The following is a 15,281-nucleotide window of genomic DNA, read 5'->3' as shown; positions in this document are numbered from 1 at the left end:
CCGTGCCGCGTGCCGCCACCGCCACCGTGACCGCGAGCGACAGTGCCGCGCCCGCGCAGCCGCCCGGCACCGGCCTGAGCCTGGTGCAGCGCGCGCTGCGCAAGCTCGGCCTGGTGCGCGACATCGACTTCGCGCTCTACCTTCCGATGCGCTACGAGGACGAGACGCGCATCGTGAAGCTGGCCGATGCGCGCGATGGCGAACTGGCGCAGGTCGAGGGCGTGGTGATGGACTGCGAAGTGGTGTTCCGCCCGCGGCGCCAGTTGCTCGCCACGATCGACGATGGCAGCGACACCTGCCAGCTGCGCTTCTTCAACTTCTATCCGTCGCAGCAAAAGCAACTCGCCGTCGGCGCGCGGGTGCGGGTGCGCGGCGAAATGCGGGGCGGCTTTGTCGGCCGCACGATGATGCATCCGACCGTCAAGGCGGCCGGCACACTGCTGCCCGAGGCGCTGACGCCCGTGTATTCGACGATCGCCGGCCTCGCGCAACCGGTGCTGCGGCGCGAGGTGCGCTCAGGGCTGGCGCGCGCGGCGCTGGACGAGACCATTCCCGTCCAGATCGGGTTGCAGGGTGCGTGGGGTCTGCGGGAGGCGCTGTCGTTCCTGCACTACCCGACGCCCGACGTCGCGCTCGCCACGCTCGAAGACCGCAGCCATCCGGCGTGGCAGCGCATCAAGGGTGAGGAACTGCTGGCGCAGCAGTTGTCGCAACTGCAGGCGCGGCGCGAGCGCGCAGCGCAACGTGCGCCGGCGCTGCGCTCGGGCGCGTCGCCGGGCTCGCTGCATTCGCAATTGATGGCCGTGCTGCCATTCGGGCTGACGGGCGCGCAGACACGCGTCGGCGAAGAGATCGCGCGCGACCTCGTGCGCGCCGTCCCGATGCATCGGCTGCTGCAGGGCGACGTGGGCTCCGGCAAGACCGTGGTCGCTGCGCTGGCCGCAGCGCGCTGCATCGACGCGGGCTTTCAGTGCGCGTTGATGGCGCCCACCGAGATCCTCGCGGCCCAGCATTTCGGCAAGCTGATCGGCTGGCTCGATCCGCTGCTGGCCGAGCGCAGCCTGCGCGTCGCCTGGCTCACCGGCAGCCAGAAAAAAAAGGAACGCGACTCCATGACTGCCGCGGTTGAGAGCGGCGAAGCGGCGCTGGTGATCGGCACGCACGCCGTGATCTCCGAGAAGGTGCACTTCAAGCGGCTCGCGCTCGCGATCATCGACGAGCAGCATCGCTTCGGCGTGGCGCAGCGTCTCGCATTGCGCGGCAAGGCGACGCAAGGATTGGAGCCGCATCTCCTGATGATGAGCGCCACGCCGATCCCGCGCACGCTCGCCATGAGTTACTACGCCGACCTCGATGTGTCGACGCTCGACGAGCTGCCGCCGGGCCGCACACCGATCGTCACCAAGCTGGTGGCCGACCACCGGCGCGACGAGGTGATCGAGCGCATCCAGGCGCAGCTGTCGCAGGGCCGGCAGGTGTATTGGGTCTGCCCGCTGATCGAGGAGAGCGAAACCGTCGACCTGCGCAACGCGACCGAAACGCGCGACGAACTGGCCGGATCGCTCGGTGCGCACGTCAATGTCGGCCTCTTGCACTCGCGCATGCCGACGGCCGACAAGCAGGCGGTGATGGCCGCCTTCACCGCCAACGAAGTTCAGGTGCTCGTGAGCACGACGGTGATCGAAGTCGGCGTCGATGTGCCCAATGCATCGTTGATGGTGATCGAGCATGCCGAGCGCTTCGGCCTCTCTCAGTTGCATCAATTGCGCGGGCGCGTGGGCCGCGGATCGGCGGCATCGGCCTGCGTGCTGCTTTATGCGCCGAACGAAGGAGGTCGCGTCGGCGAGGCGGCGCGGGCGCGCCTGAAGGCGATGGTCGAGACCGGCGATGGCTTCGAGATCGCGCGGCGCGACCTGGAGATTCGCGGCCCCGGCGAATTCCTCGGCGCGCGGCAGTCGGGCGCGCCGCTGCTGCGCTTCGCCGATCTGGAGACCGATGCGTTGCTGCTCGACTGGGCGCGCGAACTCGCGCCGAAAATGCTCGCCGAGCATCCGCTGCTGGCTCAAAAGCATGTCGACCGCTGGCTCGGGACGAAGGCCGAATACCTGAAGGCCTGAGTCGGCGGCGGATTCGCGGGCTTGCGCATAATTGAGGGAAGCTATGACCCTCACAGAACTCAAATACATCGTCGCGGTTGCCCGCGAACGGCACTTCGGCAAGGCGGCCGAGTCCTGCTACGTCTCCCAGCCGACCTTGTCGGTTGCGATCAAGAAGCTCGAGGACGAACTCGAAGTGAAGCTGTTCGAGCGCAGCGCCGGCGAAGTCACGGTCACGCCGCTGGGCGAGCAGATCGTGCAGCAGGCGCAAAGCGTGCTCGACCAGGCCGCCAGCATCAAGGAGATCGCCAAGCGCGGCAAGGACCCGCTGGCCGGGCCGCTGAACCTCGGCGTGATCTACACCATCGGGCCATATCTGCTGCCCGACCTGGTGCGCCAGAACATCGCGCGCACGCCGCAGATGCCGCTGGTGCTGCAGGAGAACTTCACCGTCAAATTGCTCGAGATGCTGCGCGCCGGCGAGATCGATTGCGCCATCATGGCCGAGCCGTTTCCCGATACCGGCCTCGCGACGGCGGCGCTCTACGACGAGCCTTTCATGGCGGCGCTGCCGACGAGCCACCCATTGGCCTCGCAGGAGTCGATCACCTCAGAGCAGTTGCGCAACGAGACGATGCTGCTGCTCGGCACCGGCCACTGCTTTCGTGACCATGTGCTGGAAGTCTGCCCCGAGTTCGCGCGCTTCTCGAGCAACGCCGAAGGCATTCGCAAGAGCTTCGAAGGCTCCTCGCTGGAGACCATCAAGCACATGGTCGCGGCCGGCATGGGCGTCACGCTGGTGCCTCGCCTCTCGGTGCCGGCCGAGGCGCTCAAGCCACGCGGCAAGGGCAAGAAAGACAGCGATCAGATGGTGCGTTACCTGCCGGTGATCGACGCGGGCGGTCGCGAACCGCCAATGCGCCGCGTCGTCCTGGCCTGGCGCCGCAGCTTCACGCGCTACGAGGCGATCGCTGCGCTGCGCAACGCGATTTATGCGTGCGAGTTGCCGGGCGTGAAGCGTCTTTCCTGACGCGCTTTCGCGCATCGTTGCGATAGAGTGCCGCTGTTGCGCAGCGCGCGCTGCGCTTTCAGAAACCACCTCTGTCAATTCACTTCCAAGAAAGAACTTTCGCCATGGCCAAAGCTCCCAAGAACACCAAGATCAACGCCGCCCCGGCGCCTGTGGGCAAGGTGCCGAAAAAGGGCGGCGCCGTGGTCGCACCCGAGTCGGGCAGCCGGGCTGCACCGATCATCAACATCGGCATCGAGCGGCAAGATCGCGCCGCCATCGCCGAAGGCCTGAGCCGCGTGCTGGCCGACACCTACACGCTCTACCTCACGACGCACAATTTTCACTGGAACGTGACGGGCCCGCACTTCAATTCGCTGCATGCGATGTTCATGGGCCAGTACACCGAGCTCTGGAATGCGACCGACGTGATCGCCGAACGCATCCGCGCACTCGGCCATTACGCGCCGGGCTCGTATGCCGAGTTCAGCAAGATCGCGACCGTGCCCGATGTGCCGCAAACCCCGCCCAAGGCGATGGAGATGGTGCGCATCCTCGTGAAGGGCAACGAAACCGTGTCGCGTATCGCGCGCGAGTTCATTCCCGTGGCCGAAGAAGCCGGCGACGCACCGACCGCCGACATGCTGACCGCGCGCTGCACGGTGCACGACCAGACCGCCTGGATGCTGCGTTCGCTGCTTGAAGACTGACGCCGCTGCCGCCAACGCCACGCCCGCGTCGCGCGGGCGTTTTGCGTTGTACCTCGACCTGATCCGCTGGAGCCGGCCCGCGGGCTGGCTGCTTCTGCTGTGGCCGACGCTCGGTGCGTTGTGGTTCGCTGCCGATGGCTGGCCGGGCTGGCATCTTTTCACCGTGTTCGTGCTCGGCACGATCTTGATGCGCAGTGCCGGCTGCTGCGTCAACGACGTGGCCGACCGCGACTTCGACAAGCACGTGAAGCGCACTGCGCAGCGCCCGGTGACGAGCGGCGCCGTGTCGGTGAAAGAGGCGCTGACGCTCGGTGCGGTACTGGCGTTGCTTGCCTTCGGGCTGGTGCTCACGACGAACCGGCTGACGGTGATCTGGTCGTTCGGTGCGCTGGGAATCACGGTGCTCTATCCATTTGCCAAGCGCTTCGTCTCGGTGCCGCAGGCGGTGCTGGGCATCGCGTTCAGTTTCGGCATTCCGATGGCCTTCGCGGCCGTGCAAGGCCAGGTGCCGGCGTTGTTCGTGATCGCGCTGCTGGTCGGCAACCTCTGCTGGGTGCTCGCCTACGATACCGAATACGCGATGGTCGACCGCGACGACGATCTGAAGATCGGCATGAAGACGTCGGCCATCACCTTCGGGCGGTTCGACGTGGCGGCGGTCGTGACGAGCTACGCGGCGTTCCTCTCGATCTGGGCTGCGGCGGGCGCCAGCCGGGCGCTGGGCGCGGTGTTTTTTGGGGCCGTCGCGATCGCCGCGGTGCAAGCGTTCTGGCACTGGCGGCTCATTCGCAGCCGAACGCGCGACGGTTGTTTCAAGGCCTTCCGGCTGAACCACTGGCTGGGCTTCACCGTGTTTGCCGGCATCGCGGCCGGCTACGCGCTTCGCTAGGCTTTTCCGAACTCGTCGCCGAGTTCTGCAGCGCGCTTCTGCGCGGCGCGGATCGCGGTCTTGAACTGCGCCTTGATGTCCGCCCGCTGCATCGAGGTGATTGCGGCGTAGGTCGTGCCGCCTTTGGACGTCACGCGTTCGCGCAGCACGGCGGGCGATTCAGTCGCGCTTTTGGCGAGAGCCGAGGCGCCGGTGAAGGTGCCGATGGCGAGGCGCTGCGCCTGCTCCGGCGGCAGGCCCATCTCGATGCCCGCCTCGGTCATCGATTCGATGAAATAGAACACGTACGCCGGGCCCGAGCCGGACATCGCCGTGACGGCATCGAGTGCGCTTTCGGCGTCCACCCACAACAGTTCGCCGGTCGCTGCGAGCAGCTGCTCGACGAGCGCGCGGTTTGGACCGTCGACACCGGCGCGGGCGAACAAGCCGGTCATTCCCTGGCCCACCAGCGCCGGCGTGTTGGGCATGGCTCGCACCACGCGTTCGGTGCCGAGCCAGCGCGCAATGCTTTCCGACGGAATGCCGGCGGCCACGCTGAGGTGAAGCGCGTCGGCGGCAAAGGCACGCACCGGCCGGGCCGCCTCGGCAAAGGCCTGTGGCTTGACGGCCCACACCACCACCGCGCAACGGGCGAGCGCGTCACTGGCTTCCGCCCGGGCCGTGATGCCGAACGCGTCGGACAGTCGCGTGCGCGCCGCCTCGAAGGGCTCCACCACTTCGAAATCGCCAGCGTCGGCGCCCTGCCGGAGGAGGCCACCGACGATTGCGCTGGCCATGTTGCCGCCACCGATGAAGGCGATCGGAGGCAGCGGGCGTGGTGAGGCGGACGGGTGCGGCGGGAAGGGGGCGGCGATGGTCATGGTCGGTCGGTGAATTCGAAGGCAGCGAACTGGGTGATCTGCAGCGGGTTGAAATTGTCGTCGCTCACGACGACCAGCATGCGGTTGCCGTTGGCGAGCGGCGGTCCCCAGCACATGCCTTCACTGTTGTCCAGGCGCGAGAGACCGAGTGTGGCGAAGTCGGCCACGAGCCGTTTGGGCGCGGCAAGGCGGCGGGCATCGGTCGGCGGCAGGGCGTCGATCGCCAGCACGTCGCTTGCCGCACGCGTGTCGATCTCGTAGAGACGCAGCGAATTGCCCACGCCCGCGGCGTAGGCGCGTTCGAGCACGAGCATGCGGTGCTCGTCGATCATCAACACCTCGCTGACACCGTTGTCGGCATAGGTGCCGGGCACCAGCGGGCGCTGCGGGATGGCGTCGGGAAGGTAGGCGATCTGGCGCACCGCCGCGTCGCTCGCCAAGTCGATCTGCGTGAAGCGGCATGGGCCGCCCGGCGCGCCGACCGTCGGTTCGGGGCCGTCCTGGAGGAGCGCGTTTTCCATCGCGAGCCATGCGTGGCGGCCGTCCGGCGTCGTCGCGATCCCCTCGAAGCCGAGGTTGTCGCGCGGACCGCGTCGCCGTGCGGGGTCGACCTGGAACATGGGCGGTAGGGCGAACGCGCGCAGGAAGTGGCCGTCGCGCGAGGATTCATAGAGTGCCGGCCCGAATCCGCGTGCCACATCGCCTTCGCTGGACCACAGCAGCGTCCCGGTGCCGGGGCGCAGGCGCAGCGATTCCGGGTCGGGAACCGGGAGGCCGTCCATGGCGTGCCGGCGATCGGGCCACATCCCGCCGCCGGGTCGCTGCAGAAAAACAACGGCATCGGGTGAGGGCGCAGCGGCTGTGGCCGATGGCCAACGGGCGACATAGAACCGGGCCGGCGCGAGGTCCGAGCGGTCATCGCTGAGCATCAGGTACGCGCCTCGACCCGTGTCGTAGTCGATGCCGGACAGCCCGCCGGCGGTCGTTCCGCCGATCTGCAGCCGATGCGGCCATTGCGCCTCCGCCAAGCGCTGCAACTGCTGTGGTCGTTTTGGGCGCGCAGCGAGGGACGGGCCGTCGCACCCCCCGAGCGCAGCGCTTCCCAGCGCTGCCGTCCACGCGACCGTGGCGGCCAGCATCCTGCGGCGGGTAAGAGGCGGGGCATCGGAAGCGGACACAGGCCTGAGTCTAGTTTCCTGTCTTTCGCGTTGCAGGGCAGTTGACCTTCTGGCAAACGCATGGCACAATAGCGGGCTTCGCTTCAAAAAGGCGAAGCTTTCCGCCCAACCGGTGGTGCCTCGAGTGGTTCGAAGTGCTGACGACGGGCCCAAGACTGACCATTGCAAATTCGTTTGCAGCGGTACAAGTTGGGAACTATTCAAAATGATCCAAACTGAATCCAGGCTCGAAGTGGCCGACAACACGGGTGCGAAATCCGTGCTGTGTATCAAGGTGCTCGGTGGCTCCAAGCGGCGTTATGCCAGCGTGGGCGACGTCATCAAGGTCAGCATCAAGGAATGCGCTCCGCGTGGTCGCGTCAAAAAAGGCGAGATCTACAGCGCTGTGGTCGTCCGCACCGCCAAGGGCATCCGTCGTGCTGACGGCTCGCTCGTGAAATTCGATGGCAACGCAGCTGTGTTGCTCAACGCCAAGCTGGAGCCGATCGGCACCCGCATCTTCGGACCGGTGACGCGCGAGCTGCGCACCGAAAAGTTCATGAAGATCGTGTCGCTGGCTCCTGAAGTTCTGTAAGGACAACCACGCCATGAACAAGATTCGCAAAGGCGACCAGGTCATCGTGTTGGCCGGTCGTGACAAGGGCAAGCGCGGCACAGTGTCGCTGCGCAAGGACGATTCCTACCTGATCGTCGACGGCATCAACATCGTCAAGAAGCACGCCAAGCCGAACCCGCTCAAGGGAACGACTGGTGGCATCGTCGAAAAGACGATGCCGATCCATCAATCCAACGTGGCGATCTTCAATGCCGCGACCGGCAAGGCCGATCGCGTGGGCATCAAGGTCACGGACGGCAAGCGCTTTCGCGTCTTCAAGTCCAGCGGCGACGAAATCAAGCTGGCCTGAGGAGCATTCACATGGCACGTCTCCAACAACAATTCCGCGACAAGATCTCCAAGGATCTGACCGAAAAGTTCGGCTACAAGTCGCCGATGCAGGTTCCGCGCATCACCAAGATCACGCTCAACATGGGTGTGGGTGAAGCGGTTGCCGACAAGAAGGTTCTCGACAACGCCGTCGGCGACCTGACGAAGATTGCCGGCCAGAAGCCGGTCGTCACCAAGTCGAAGAAGGCCATCGCCGGCTTCAAGATCCGCGAAATGCAACCGATCGGCTGCATGGTCACGCTGCGCGGCGTGCAGATGTATGAGTTCCTGGACCGTTTCGTGACCGTGGCCCTGCCGCGTGTTCGTGACTTTCGCGGTATCTCCGGTCGTGCCTTCGATGGCCGTGGCAACTACAACATCGGCGTGAAAGAGCAGATCATTTTCCCCGAGATCGAATACGACAAGGTCGATGCCTTGCGCGGTCTCAACATCAGCATCACGACGACGGCCAAGACCGACGAAGAAGCCAAGGCGCTCCTCGCTGGTTTCCGTTTCCCGTTCAAGAACTGAGGCGACCATGGCTAAACAATCTCTGATTCAGCGCGAACTCAAGCGCGACAACCTGGTCGCCAAGTACGCTGCCAAGCACGCCGAGTTCAAGGCGATTGCCAACGACGCCAAGAAGAGCGACGAAGAGCGCGCAGCAGCCCGTCTGGGCCTGCAGAAGCTGCCGCGCAATGCGAACCCGACGCGTCAGCGCAACCGCTGTGCTATCACCGGTCGTCCGCGTGGCACTTTCCGTCAGTTCGGTCTGGCTCGCGCCAAGATCCGTGAACTGGCTTTCGCTGGCGACATCCCCGGTGTCACCAAGGCCAGCTGGTAAGCCAGGCAGGAGTAAACAACATGAGCATGAGTGATCCCATTGCCGACCTGCTGACGCGTATTCGTAACGCGCAGATGGTGGCGAAGCCCACCGTGTCGATCCCGTCTTCCAAGGTGAAGGCTGCGATTGCACAAGTCCTGAAGGACGAGGGTTACATCGACGGCTTCGAAGTGAAGACCGAGTCCGGCAAGTCCGAACTCGTCATCACCTTGAAGTACTACGCTGGCCGCCCGGTCATCGAGCGCATCGAGCGCGTGAGCCGTCCCGGTTTGCGCGTCTACAAGGCCAGCGCAGCCATTCCGCAAGTCCAGAACGGCCTCGGCGTCGCGATCGTCACGACCCCCCAGGGCGTGATGACCGACCGCAAGGCGCGCGCTACCGGTGTCGGTGGCGAAGTTCTGTGCTACGTCGCCTAACCGAGACATTGAGGAGTCACTGAAATGTCCCGAGTCGGAAAAATGCCGGTCGCCATCCCCGCAGGTGTGGATGTGTCGATCAAGGAAGACCAGATCAGCGTGAAGGGTTCGGGCGGTACGCTCAATCTCGCGCGCAATTCGCTGGTCAAGGTCGTCAACAACGACGGCAAGCTGAGCTTCGAGCCCGCCAACGAATCGCGTGAAGCGAATGCGATGAGCGGCACGATTCGCCAGCTGGTCAACAACATGGTGGTTGGCGTGACCAAGGGTTTCGAAAAGAAGCTCAATCTGGTCGGCGTCGGCTTCAAAGCTGCAGCCTCCGGCAACAAGCTGAATCTGCAAGTCGGGTACTCGCACCCGGTCAACATCGACATGCCGCAAGGCATCACGGTGGCCACCGCGACCCCGACCGAAATCGTGATCAAGGGTGCTGACCGTCAGCGCGTTGGTCAAATCGCCGCTGAGATCCGCGCTGTTCGTCCGCCTGAGCCGTACAAGGGCAAGGGCATCCGTTATTCGGACGAGAAGATCGTGATCAAAGAGACCAAGAAGAAGTAAGGGGCAGCAAAATGATGTTGACCAAAAAAGCACAGCGTCTGCGCCGCTCGCGTCAGACCCGCATCCGCATCGCCACGCAAGGGGTGGCTCGCCTCACGGTGAACCGCACCAACCTGCACATCTATGCCACCGTCATCTCCGACGACGGCACCAAGGTGATCGCGACTGCATCGACGGCCGAAGCCGAAATGCGCACGTCGCTCGGTGGCTCCGGCAAGGGCGGCAACGCCGCCGCTGCAACCGCGATCGGCAAGCGGATCGCCGAGAAGGCGAAGGCCGCCGGCGTCGAGAAGGTTGCCTTTGACCGCGCTGGTTTCGCCTACCACGGCCGCGTGAAAGCGCTGGCCGAGGCGGCGCGCGAAGCGGGCCTGCAGTTCTAACCGGACACGAGATTCAAAATGGCAAAGATTCAAGCAAGAACGCAGAACGAAGGCCCGGAAGACGGTTTGCGCGAGAAGATGATCGCGATCAACCGTGTCACCAAGGTGGTGAAGGGTGGTCGTATCCTCGGTTTCGCCGCACTGACCGTGGTCGGTGATGGCGACGGCAAGGTCGGCATGGGCAAGGGCAAGTCGAAGGAAGTGCCTGCTGCCGTGCAGAAGGCCATGGAAGAAGCGCGTCGCAACCTGTTCCAGATTTCGATCAAGAACGGCACCTTGCATCACCGCGTGACCGGCCACCATGGGGCCGCTTCGGTGGTCATGATCCCGGCACCCAAGGGTACCGGCATCATTGCCGGCGGCCCGATGCGCGCCGTCTTCGAAGTTCTGGGCATCACCGACATCGTGGCGAAGAGCCATGGTTCGTCGAATCCCTACAACATGGTGCGCGCCACCCTCGACGGGTTGAAGAACTCGACGACGGCATCCCGCGTGGCTGCCAAGCGCGGTCTCACCGTCGAGGAAATCTTCGCCTGATCGGCGAGTTTTTCGAAAGCAATCCCATGACGACGCAACAACAAATGCTCAAGGTCCAACTGGTTAAAAGCCCGATTGGTACCAAGGAATCGCATCGCGCGACCGTGCGTGGCCTCGGCCTGCGCAAGATCAACAGCGTGAGCGAACTCCAGGACACGCCCGCAGTGCGCGGCATGATCAACAAGATCAGTTATCTGGTCAAAGTGCTCTAAGAGAGACTGATATGCAACTCAATGGCATCAAGCCGGCCGCAGGCGCCAAGCACGCAAAGCGTCGCGTTGGTCGCGGTATCGGTTCTGGCATCGGCAAGACCGCAGGTCGTGGCCACAAGGGTCAAAAGTCGCGCGCCGGTGGTTTCCACAAGGTGGGCTTCGAAGGCGGTCAAATGCCGCTGCAGCGTCGCCTGCCCAAGCGGGGTTTCAAGTCGCATCTGCTGAAGTACAACGCCGAAGTCACGCTGACTGCACTCGAGCAGCTCGGCCTGGCCGAAGTCGACATGCTCGCGCTGAAGCAAGCGGGTCTCGTGGGCCAGATGATCAAGGTCGTCAAGGTCATCAAGACGGGTGAACTCACCAAGGCTGTCAAGCTGACCGGTGTGGGCGCCACCGCAGGTGCCAAGGCCGTGATCGAAGCTGCCGGCGGCAGCGTCGCCTGATCTCCCGACTGAAAGAAGCTCCTCGTGGCAACTAGCGCAGCAACGATCGCAAAAACGGGCAAGTTCGGAGACCTGCGTCGCCGACTCGTGTTTTTGCTGCTCGCTCTCGTGGTTTATCGCGTGGGCGCGCACATTCCTGTTCCGGGCATCAATCCGGACCAGCTGGCGCAGCTGTTCCAGGGTCAACAGGGCGGCATCCTGAGTCTGTTCAACATGTTCTCGGGTGGCGCGTTATCGCGCTTCACCGTGTTCGCGCTGGGGATCATGCCGTACATCTCGGCGTCGATCATCATGCAGTTGATGGGCTACGTCCTTCCGAGCTTTGAAGCGCTCAAGAAGGAAGGCGAAGCCGGCCGTCGCAAGATCACGCAGTACACGCGTTACGGTGCCCTGGGGCTGGCATTGTTCCAGTCGTTCAGTATTGCCGTGGCGCTCGAATCGTCTGCCGGTCTGGTGATCACCCCTGGCTTCGGCTTCCGGATCACCGCCATGGTCAGCCTGACGGCGGGGTCGATGTTCCTGATGTGGCTGGGCGAACAGATCACCGAGCGGGGCTTGGGCAACGGCATCTCGATCCTGATTTTCGCAGGCATCGCAGCGGGCTTGCCCGGCGCGGTGGGCGGCTTGCTTGAACTGGTGCGTACCGGTGCGATGAATGTCATCGCTGCATTGTTCATCGTGGCAGTCGTGATCCTAGTCACCTACTTCGTGGTGTTCGTGGAACGCGGCCAGCGCAAGATCTTGGTGAACTACGCACGTCGACAGGTCGGCAACAAGGTGTACGGCGGTCAGTCGTCGCACCTGCCCCTGAAGCTGAACATGGCGGGTGTGATTCCGCCGATCTTCGCCTCGTCGATCATTCTTCTGCCGGCAACGGTGGTGGGCTGGTTCAGCACGGGTGAGGGCGGGTTTCGCTGGATCAAGGACATTGCCGGCGCGCTGCGACCGGGTGAGCCCATCTATGTTCTGCTCTATGCCGCTGCAATCGTTTTCTTCTGCTTCTTCTACACGGCACTCGTGTTCAACAGCAAGGAAACGGCAGACAACCTGAAGAAGAGCGGTGCGTTCGTTCCGGGCATTCGTCCGGGCGACCAGACGGCTCGCTACATCGACAAGATTCTGGTTCGCCTGACGTTGGCTGGCGCGGTGTACATCACCTTCGTCTGCCTGCTGCCGGAGTTCCTGATCCTCAAGTACAACGTGCCGTTCTATTTCGGCGGCACTTCGCTCTTGATCATCGTCGTCGTGACCATGGATTTCATGGCCCAGGTGCAGAACTACATGATGTCCCAGCAGTACGAATCGCTGCTGAAGAAGGCCAACTTCAAGACGTCGTAACCAGTCCATATCGGATTCGCGAGAACAAGTTTTAGGAGAATGAAATGAGAGTTTCGGCTTCGGTCAAAACCATTTGTCGTAATTGCAAGGTCATCCGCCGCAAGGGTGTTGTGCGTGTGATCTGTACCGACCCGCGCCACAAGCAGCGCCAGGGTTGATCAAAGAGTATTAGAGGACGCACATGGCACGTATTGCTGGCATCAACATTCCGCCGCACAAGCACGCTGAAATTGGCCTGACCGCCATCTTCGGTATCGGTCGCACCCGCGCCCGTCAAATCTGCGAAGCGAGCGGTATCGAATATTCGAAGAAGATCAAGGATCTGACCGACTCGGATCTGGAAAAGATCCGCGATCAGATCGCTCTCTTCACCATCGAAGGCGATCTGCGCCGCGAGACGACGATGAACATCAAGCGCTTGATGGACATCGGCTGCTACCGCGGCTTCCGTCACCGTCGCGGCTTGCCGATGCGCGGTCAGCGCACGCGGACCAATGCCCGCACCCGCAAGGGTCCGCGCAAGGCCGCGCAGTCCCTGAAGAAATAAGGATTGAAACAGCATGGCTAAAGCACCTGCAAACAACGCCGCACAGCGCGTTCGCAAGAAGGTTCGTAAGAACGTTGCGGATGGCATCGCTCACGTGCACGCCTCGTTCAACAACACCATCATCACGATCACCGATCGCCAGGGCAACGCCCTGTCGTGGGCGTCGTCGGGCGGCCAGGGCTTCAAGGGCTCGCGCAAGTCGACGCCGTTCGCTGCGCAGGTCGCTTCCGAAGTCGCGGGCCGTGCGGCTGTCGAGCAAGGCATCAAGAACCTCGACGTCGAGATCAAGGGTCCGGGCCCAGGTCGCGAATCGTCGGTGCGCGCACTGGCTGCGCTCGGCATCCGGATCAATTCCATTGCCGACGTGACACCCGTCCCGCACAACGGTTGCCGTCCCCAGAAGCGTCGCCGCATCTGATCGTCAGTCGCAACGCGCAGCCTGCTTTCGAGCGGCTGCGCATTTGTTTTTTACCCAAGCCCACCGCCACCGGCACGCCGCCGCTGGCTCCCGCAGCAATTTGTTGCGGCAGATGACACAAAGGAAATCACGTGGCACGCTACCTCGGCCCCAAGGCCAAACTTTCCCGCCGCGAAGGCACCGACCTGTTCCTGAAGAGCGCTCGTCGTTCGATCCAGGACAAGTCGAAGTTCGATTCCAAGCCGGGCCAGCATGGCCGCACTTCGGGTCAGCGCACGTCCGACTTCGGTCTTCAACTGCGTGAAAAGCAGAAGGTCAAGCGCATGTACGGCGTGCTGGAAAAGCAATTCCGCCGCTACTTCGAAGAAGCAGACCGTCGCCGTGGCAACACGGGCGCCAACCTGCTGTTCTTGCTGGAATGCCGTCTTGACAACGTTGTCTATCGCATGGGCTTTGGCTCGACCCGCGCCGAGGCGCGCCAGCTCGTGTCGCACCGTGCCATCACGGTGAACGGCCAGTCGGTCAACATCGCGTCGTACCTGGTCAAGACAGGCGACGTGATCGCGGTGCGCGACAAGTCCAAGAAGCAGACCCGTGTGGCCGAAGCGCTGCAATTGGCTGCACAGGTCGGCATGCCGGCCTGGGTCGAAGTGAATGCCGACAAGGCCGAAGGCACCTTCAAGAAGGTTCCGGATCGCGACGAATTCGCTGCCGATATCAACGAATCGTTGATCGTCGAACTCTATTCGCGTTGATCCCTTGCTTGCGCCGTGCGGCGCAAGTTGTTTTTGATCCCGTTCCTGGCGCGCTGTGCACGGCGTGCCCGGCGCTTCACCAGCCTTACCGGTGTAACGAACCGGGGGTATTGAGAGGAAGTCTGCATGCAAACCACACTGCTGAAACCCAAGACCATCCAGGTCGAGCAACTCGCGCCGAACAAGGCCAAGGTCACGCTCGAGCCTTTCGAGCGCGGCTACGGCCACACGCTCGGCAACGCGCTGCGTCGCGTGCTGCTGTCCTCCATGGTCGGCTACTCGGCCACCGAAGTGACGATCGCCGGTGTTCTGCATGAATACTCGTCGATCGATGGTGTCCAGGAAGACGTCGTCAACATCCTGTTGAACCTCAAGGGCGTGGTGTTCAAGCTCCACAACCGCGATGAAGTCACGCTGAGCCTGCGCAAGGACGGCGAAGGCCCGGTGCTGGCATCGGACATCCAGACGCCGCACGACGTCGAGATCATCAACCCGGATCACGTCATCGCGAACCTGTCGCAAGGCGGCAAGCTCGACATGCAGATCAAGGTCGAAAAGGGTCGCGGCTACGTGCCCGGCACGATGCGTCGTTATGCGGACGAACCGACCAAGTCGATCGGCCGCATCGTTCTCGACGCCTCGTTCTCGCCCGTCAAGCGCGTGAGCTACACGGTCGAGAGCGCCCGTGTGGAGCAGCGCACCGACCTGGACAAGCTCCTGGTCGAAATCGAAACCAACGGCGCGATCACCGCCGAAGACGCCGTGCGCGCTTCGGCCAAGATCCTGGTGGAACAACTGGCGGTGTTCGCGCAGCTCGAAGGCGGCGAGCTCGCTGCGTTCGATGCACCTGCACCGCGCAGCGCACAGCAGTTCGATCCGATCCTGCTGCGTCCGGTCGACGAACTCGAACTCACGGTGCGTTCGGCCAACTGCCTGAAGGCGGAGAACATTTACTACATCGGTGATCTGATCCAGCGCACCGAGAACGAGCTGCTCAAGACCCCGAATCTGGGTCGCAAGTCGCTCAACGAAATCAAGGAAGTGCTCGCATCGCGCGGCCTCACCTTGGGTATGAAGCTCGAAAGCTGGCCGCCGGCCGGTCTCGACAAGCGCTAATCCGAAGCGTTCATTCGCAAAGGGCAGTACCTGACACGGCTGCCTTTATT

General features: G+C 63.5%; 22 protein-coding genes. 20 read left to right on the top strand and 2 right to left on the bottom strand.

Annotation, left to right across the window (positions count from 1 at the left end; translation table 11 throughout):
* The first annotated feature begins 2 nt into the window (after positions 1-2).
* The 4 genes from recG (at position 3) to ubiA (ending at position 4,704) form a co-directional block, all read left to right on the top strand.
* Complete coding sequence (gene recG / locus AX767_RS08175) at positions 3-2,117, top strand: ATP-dependent DNA helicase RecG (RefSeq protein ID WP_068633477.1); 2,115 nt, start codon at positions 3-5, stop codon at positions 2,115-2,117.
* A 43-nt stretch (positions 2,118-2,160) separates the two neighbouring features.
* Positions 2,161-3,126, top strand: coding sequence for a LysR substrate-binding domain-containing protein (locus tag AX767_RS08170; protein ID WP_068630296.1), 966 nt, complete (start codon positions 2,161-2,163; stop codon positions 3,124-3,126).
* Between the two features lie 104 nt (positions 3,127-3,230).
* Positions 3,231-3,815, top strand: coding sequence for a Dps family protein (locus AX767_RS08165; RefSeq protein WP_068630295.1), 585 nt, complete (start codon positions 3,231-3,233; stop codon positions 3,813-3,815).
* Complete coding sequence (ubiA, locus tag AX767_RS08160; RefSeq protein ID WP_068630294.1) at positions 3,805-4,704, top strand: 4-hydroxybenzoate octaprenyltransferase; 900 nt, start codon at positions 3,805-3,807, stop codon at positions 4,702-4,704. The genes AX767_RS08165 and ubiA overlap by 11 nt, the downstream gene beginning before the upstream one ends.
* Here ubiA and proC read toward each other — a convergent pair.
* Together proC and AX767_RS08150 are read right to left on the bottom strand one after the other, a co-directional pair.
* Positions 4,701-5,564 (bottom strand): pyrroline-5-carboxylate reductase, encoded by an 864-nt coding sequence (proC, locus tag AX767_RS08155; protein ID WP_068630291.1) that lies wholly within the window; start codon positions 5,562-5,564, stop codon positions 4,701-4,703. The two genes, ubiA and proC, sit on opposite strands and share 4 nt — an antisense overlap.
* Positions 5,561-6,703 (bottom strand): esterase-like activity of phytase family protein, encoded by a 1,143-nt coding sequence (locus AX767_RS08150; protein WP_068630289.1) that lies wholly within the window; start codon positions 6,701-6,703, stop codon positions 5,561-5,563. Before AX767_RS08150 ends, proC begins: the two co-directional genes overlap by 4 nt.
* Positions 6,704-6,947: 244 nt before the next feature.
* Here AX767_RS08150 and rplN point away from each other — a divergent pair, with 244 nt between their 5' ends.
* From rplN to AX767_RS08075, 16 genes are all read left to right on the top strand, one after another.
* A complete protein-coding gene (gene rplN / locus AX767_RS08145) occupies positions 6,948-7,316 on the top strand; it encodes a 50S ribosomal protein L14 (RefSeq protein ID WP_068630284.1) in 369 nt (122 codons plus the stop codon).
* Between the two features lie 13 nt (positions 7,317-7,329).
* Positions 7,330-7,647 carry a 50S ribosomal protein L24 gene (gene rplX / locus AX767_RS08140; RefSeq protein WP_068630282.1) on the top strand — a complete coding sequence of 106 codons (318 nt, stop codon included), beginning with the start codon at positions 7,330-7,332 and terminating at the stop codon, positions 7,645-7,647.
* Positions 7,648-7,658: 11 nt separating this feature from the next.
* The gene (gene rplE, locus AX767_RS08135; RefSeq protein ID WP_068630280.1) at positions 7,659-8,198 is read left to right on the top strand and encodes a 50S ribosomal protein L5; all 540 of its coding nucleotides are present in this window, start codon (positions 7,659-7,661) and stop codon (positions 8,196-8,198) included.
* 7 nt (positions 8,199-8,205) lie between these two features.
* Positions 8,206-8,511, top strand: coding sequence for a 30S ribosomal protein S14 (gene rpsN, locus AX767_RS08130; protein ID WP_068630277.1), 306 nt, complete (start codon positions 8,206-8,208; stop codon positions 8,509-8,511).
* A gap of 20 nt (positions 8,512-8,531) precedes the next feature.
* The gene (rpsH, locus tag AX767_RS08125; RefSeq protein WP_068630275.1) at positions 8,532-8,927 is read left to right on the top strand and encodes a 30S ribosomal protein S8; all 396 of its coding nucleotides are present in this window, start codon (positions 8,532-8,534) and stop codon (positions 8,925-8,927) included.
* A 24-nt stretch (positions 8,928-8,951) separates the two neighbouring features.
* Positions 8,952-9,485, top strand: a complete 534-nt coding sequence (gene rplF, locus AX767_RS08120) for a 50S ribosomal protein L6 (RefSeq protein ID WP_068630264.1) — start codon at positions 8,952-8,954, stop codon at positions 9,483-9,485.
* A gap of 14 nt (positions 9,486-9,499) precedes the next feature.
* Positions 9,500-9,865 carry a 50S ribosomal protein L18 gene (gene rplR / locus AX767_RS08115; RefSeq protein ID WP_068633475.1) on the top strand — a complete coding sequence of 122 codons (366 nt, stop codon included), beginning with the start codon at positions 9,500-9,502 and terminating at the stop codon, positions 9,863-9,865.
* An 18-nt stretch (positions 9,866-9,883) separates the two neighbouring features.
* On the top strand, positions 9,884-10,402 hold the full coding sequence (gene rpsE / locus AX767_RS08110) for a 30S ribosomal protein S5 (RefSeq protein WP_068630262.1): 519 nt from the start codon (positions 9,884-9,886) through the stop codon (positions 10,400-10,402).
* Between the two features lie 26 nt (positions 10,403-10,428).
* Positions 10,429-10,614, top strand: coding sequence for a 50S ribosomal protein L30 (rpmD, locus tag AX767_RS08105; RefSeq protein WP_068630260.1), 186 nt, complete (start codon positions 10,429-10,431; stop codon positions 10,612-10,614).
* Positions 10,615-10,625: 11 nt separating this feature from the next.
* The gene (gene rplO, locus AX767_RS08100) at positions 10,626-11,057 is read left to right on the top strand and encodes a 50S ribosomal protein L15 (RefSeq protein ID WP_068630258.1); all 432 of its coding nucleotides are present in this window, start codon (positions 10,626-10,628) and stop codon (positions 11,055-11,057) included.
* 24 nt (positions 11,058-11,081) lie between these two features.
* Positions 11,082-12,395: a preprotein translocase subunit SecY gene (gene secY / locus AX767_RS08095; RefSeq protein ID WP_068630253.1), complete on the top strand. Its 1,314-nt coding sequence runs from the start codon at positions 11,082-11,084 to the stop codon at positions 12,393-12,395.
* A 44-nt stretch (positions 12,396-12,439) separates the two neighbouring features.
* Complete coding sequence (rpmJ, locus tag AX767_RS20980) at positions 12,440-12,553, top strand: 50S ribosomal protein L36 (protein WP_013544106.1); 114 nt, start codon at positions 12,440-12,442, stop codon at positions 12,551-12,553.
* Positions 12,554-12,576: 23 nt separating this feature from the next.
* Positions 12,577-12,942, top strand: coding sequence for a 30S ribosomal protein S13 (gene rpsM, locus AX767_RS08090; protein ID WP_068630251.1), 366 nt, complete (start codon positions 12,577-12,579; stop codon positions 12,940-12,942).
* Between the two features lie 13 nt (positions 12,943-12,955).
* Positions 12,956-13,360 (top strand): 30S ribosomal protein S11, encoded by a 405-nt coding sequence (gene rpsK, locus AX767_RS08085; RefSeq protein ID WP_009124825.1) that lies wholly within the window; start codon positions 12,956-12,958, stop codon positions 13,358-13,360.
* 131 nt (positions 13,361-13,491) lie between these two features.
* Positions 13,492-14,115: a 30S ribosomal protein S4 gene (gene rpsD, locus AX767_RS08080; RefSeq protein WP_068630249.1), complete on the top strand. Its 624-nt coding sequence runs from the start codon at positions 13,492-13,494 to the stop codon at positions 14,113-14,115.
* Between the two features lie 126 nt (positions 14,116-14,241).
* Positions 14,242-15,231 (top strand): DNA-directed RNA polymerase subunit alpha, encoded by a 990-nt coding sequence (locus tag AX767_RS08075; RefSeq protein WP_068630244.1) that lies wholly within the window; start codon positions 14,242-14,244, stop codon positions 15,229-15,231.
* The last annotated feature ends 50 nt before the right edge of the window (positions 15,232-15,281 follow it).

Source organism: Variovorax sp. PAMC 28711, assembly GCF_001577265.1.
Lineage (GTDB): Bacteria > Pseudomonadota > Gammaproteobacteria > Burkholderiales > Burkholderiaceae_C > Variovorax.
This window is presented reverse-complemented; position numbering and strand designations above follow the sequence as displayed.

Coding starts and splice junctions, on each gene's coding strand:
- rplO (WP_068630258.1), top strand. CDS start 10,626: ATGCAACTCAATGGCATCAAGCCGGCCGCAGGCGCCAAGCACGCAAAG.
- rplE (WP_068630280.1), top strand. CDS start 7,659: ATGGCACGTCTCCAACAACAATTCCGCGACAAGATCTCCAAGGATCTG.
- rpmJ (WP_013544106.1), top strand. CDS start 12,440: ATGAGAGTTTCGGCTTCGGTCAAAACCATTTGTCGTAATTGCAAGGTC.
- AX767_RS08165 (WP_068630295.1), top strand. CDS start 3,231: ATGGCCAAAGCTCCCAAGAACACCAAGATCAACGCCGCCCCGGCGCCT.
- rplN (WP_068630284.1), top strand. CDS start 6,948: ATGATCCAAACTGAATCCAGGCTCGAAGTGGCCGACAACACGGGTGCG.
- rplX (WP_068630282.1), top strand. CDS start 7,330: ATGAACAAGATTCGCAAAGGCGACCAGGTCATCGTGTTGGCCGGTCGT.
- rpsH (WP_068630275.1), top strand. CDS start 8,532: ATGAGCATGAGTGATCCCATTGCCGACCTGCTGACGCGTATTCGTAAC.
- proC (WP_068630291.1), bottom strand. CDS start 5,564: ATGACCATCGCCGCCCCCTTCCCGCCGCACCCGTCCGCCTCACCACGC.
- AX767_RS08150 (WP_068630289.1), bottom strand. CDS start 6,703: ATGCTGGCCGCCACGGTCGCGTGGACGGCAGCGCTGGGAAGCGCTGCG.
- rpsN (WP_068630277.1), top strand. CDS start 8,206: ATGGCTAAACAATCTCTGATTCAGCGCGAACTCAAGCGCGACAACCTG.
- AX767_RS08075 (WP_068630244.1), top strand. CDS start 14,242: ATGCAAACCACACTGCTGAAACCCAAGACCATCCAGGTCGAGCAACTC.
- rpsK (WP_009124825.1), top strand. CDS start 12,956: ATGGCTAAAGCACCTGCAAACAACGCCGCACAGCGCGTTCGCAAGAAG.
- rplF (WP_068630264.1), top strand. CDS start 8,952: ATGTCCCGAGTCGGAAAAATGCCGGTCGCCATCCCCGCAGGTGTGGAT.
- rplR (WP_068633475.1), top strand. CDS start 9,500: ATGTTGACCAAAAAAGCACAGCGTCTGCGCCGCTCGCGTCAGACCCGC.
- rpmD (WP_068630260.1), top strand. CDS start 10,429: ATGACGACGCAACAACAAATGCTCAAGGTCCAACTGGTTAAAAGCCCG.
- AX767_RS08170 (WP_068630296.1), top strand. CDS start 2,161: ATGACCCTCACAGAACTCAAATACATCGTCGCGGTTGCCCGCGAACGG.
- rpsM (WP_068630251.1), top strand. CDS start 12,577: ATGGCACGTATTGCTGGCATCAACATTCCGCCGCACAAGCACGCTGAA.
- rpsE (WP_068630262.1), top strand. CDS start 9,884: ATGGCAAAGATTCAAGCAAGAACGCAGAACGAAGGCCCGGAAGACGGT.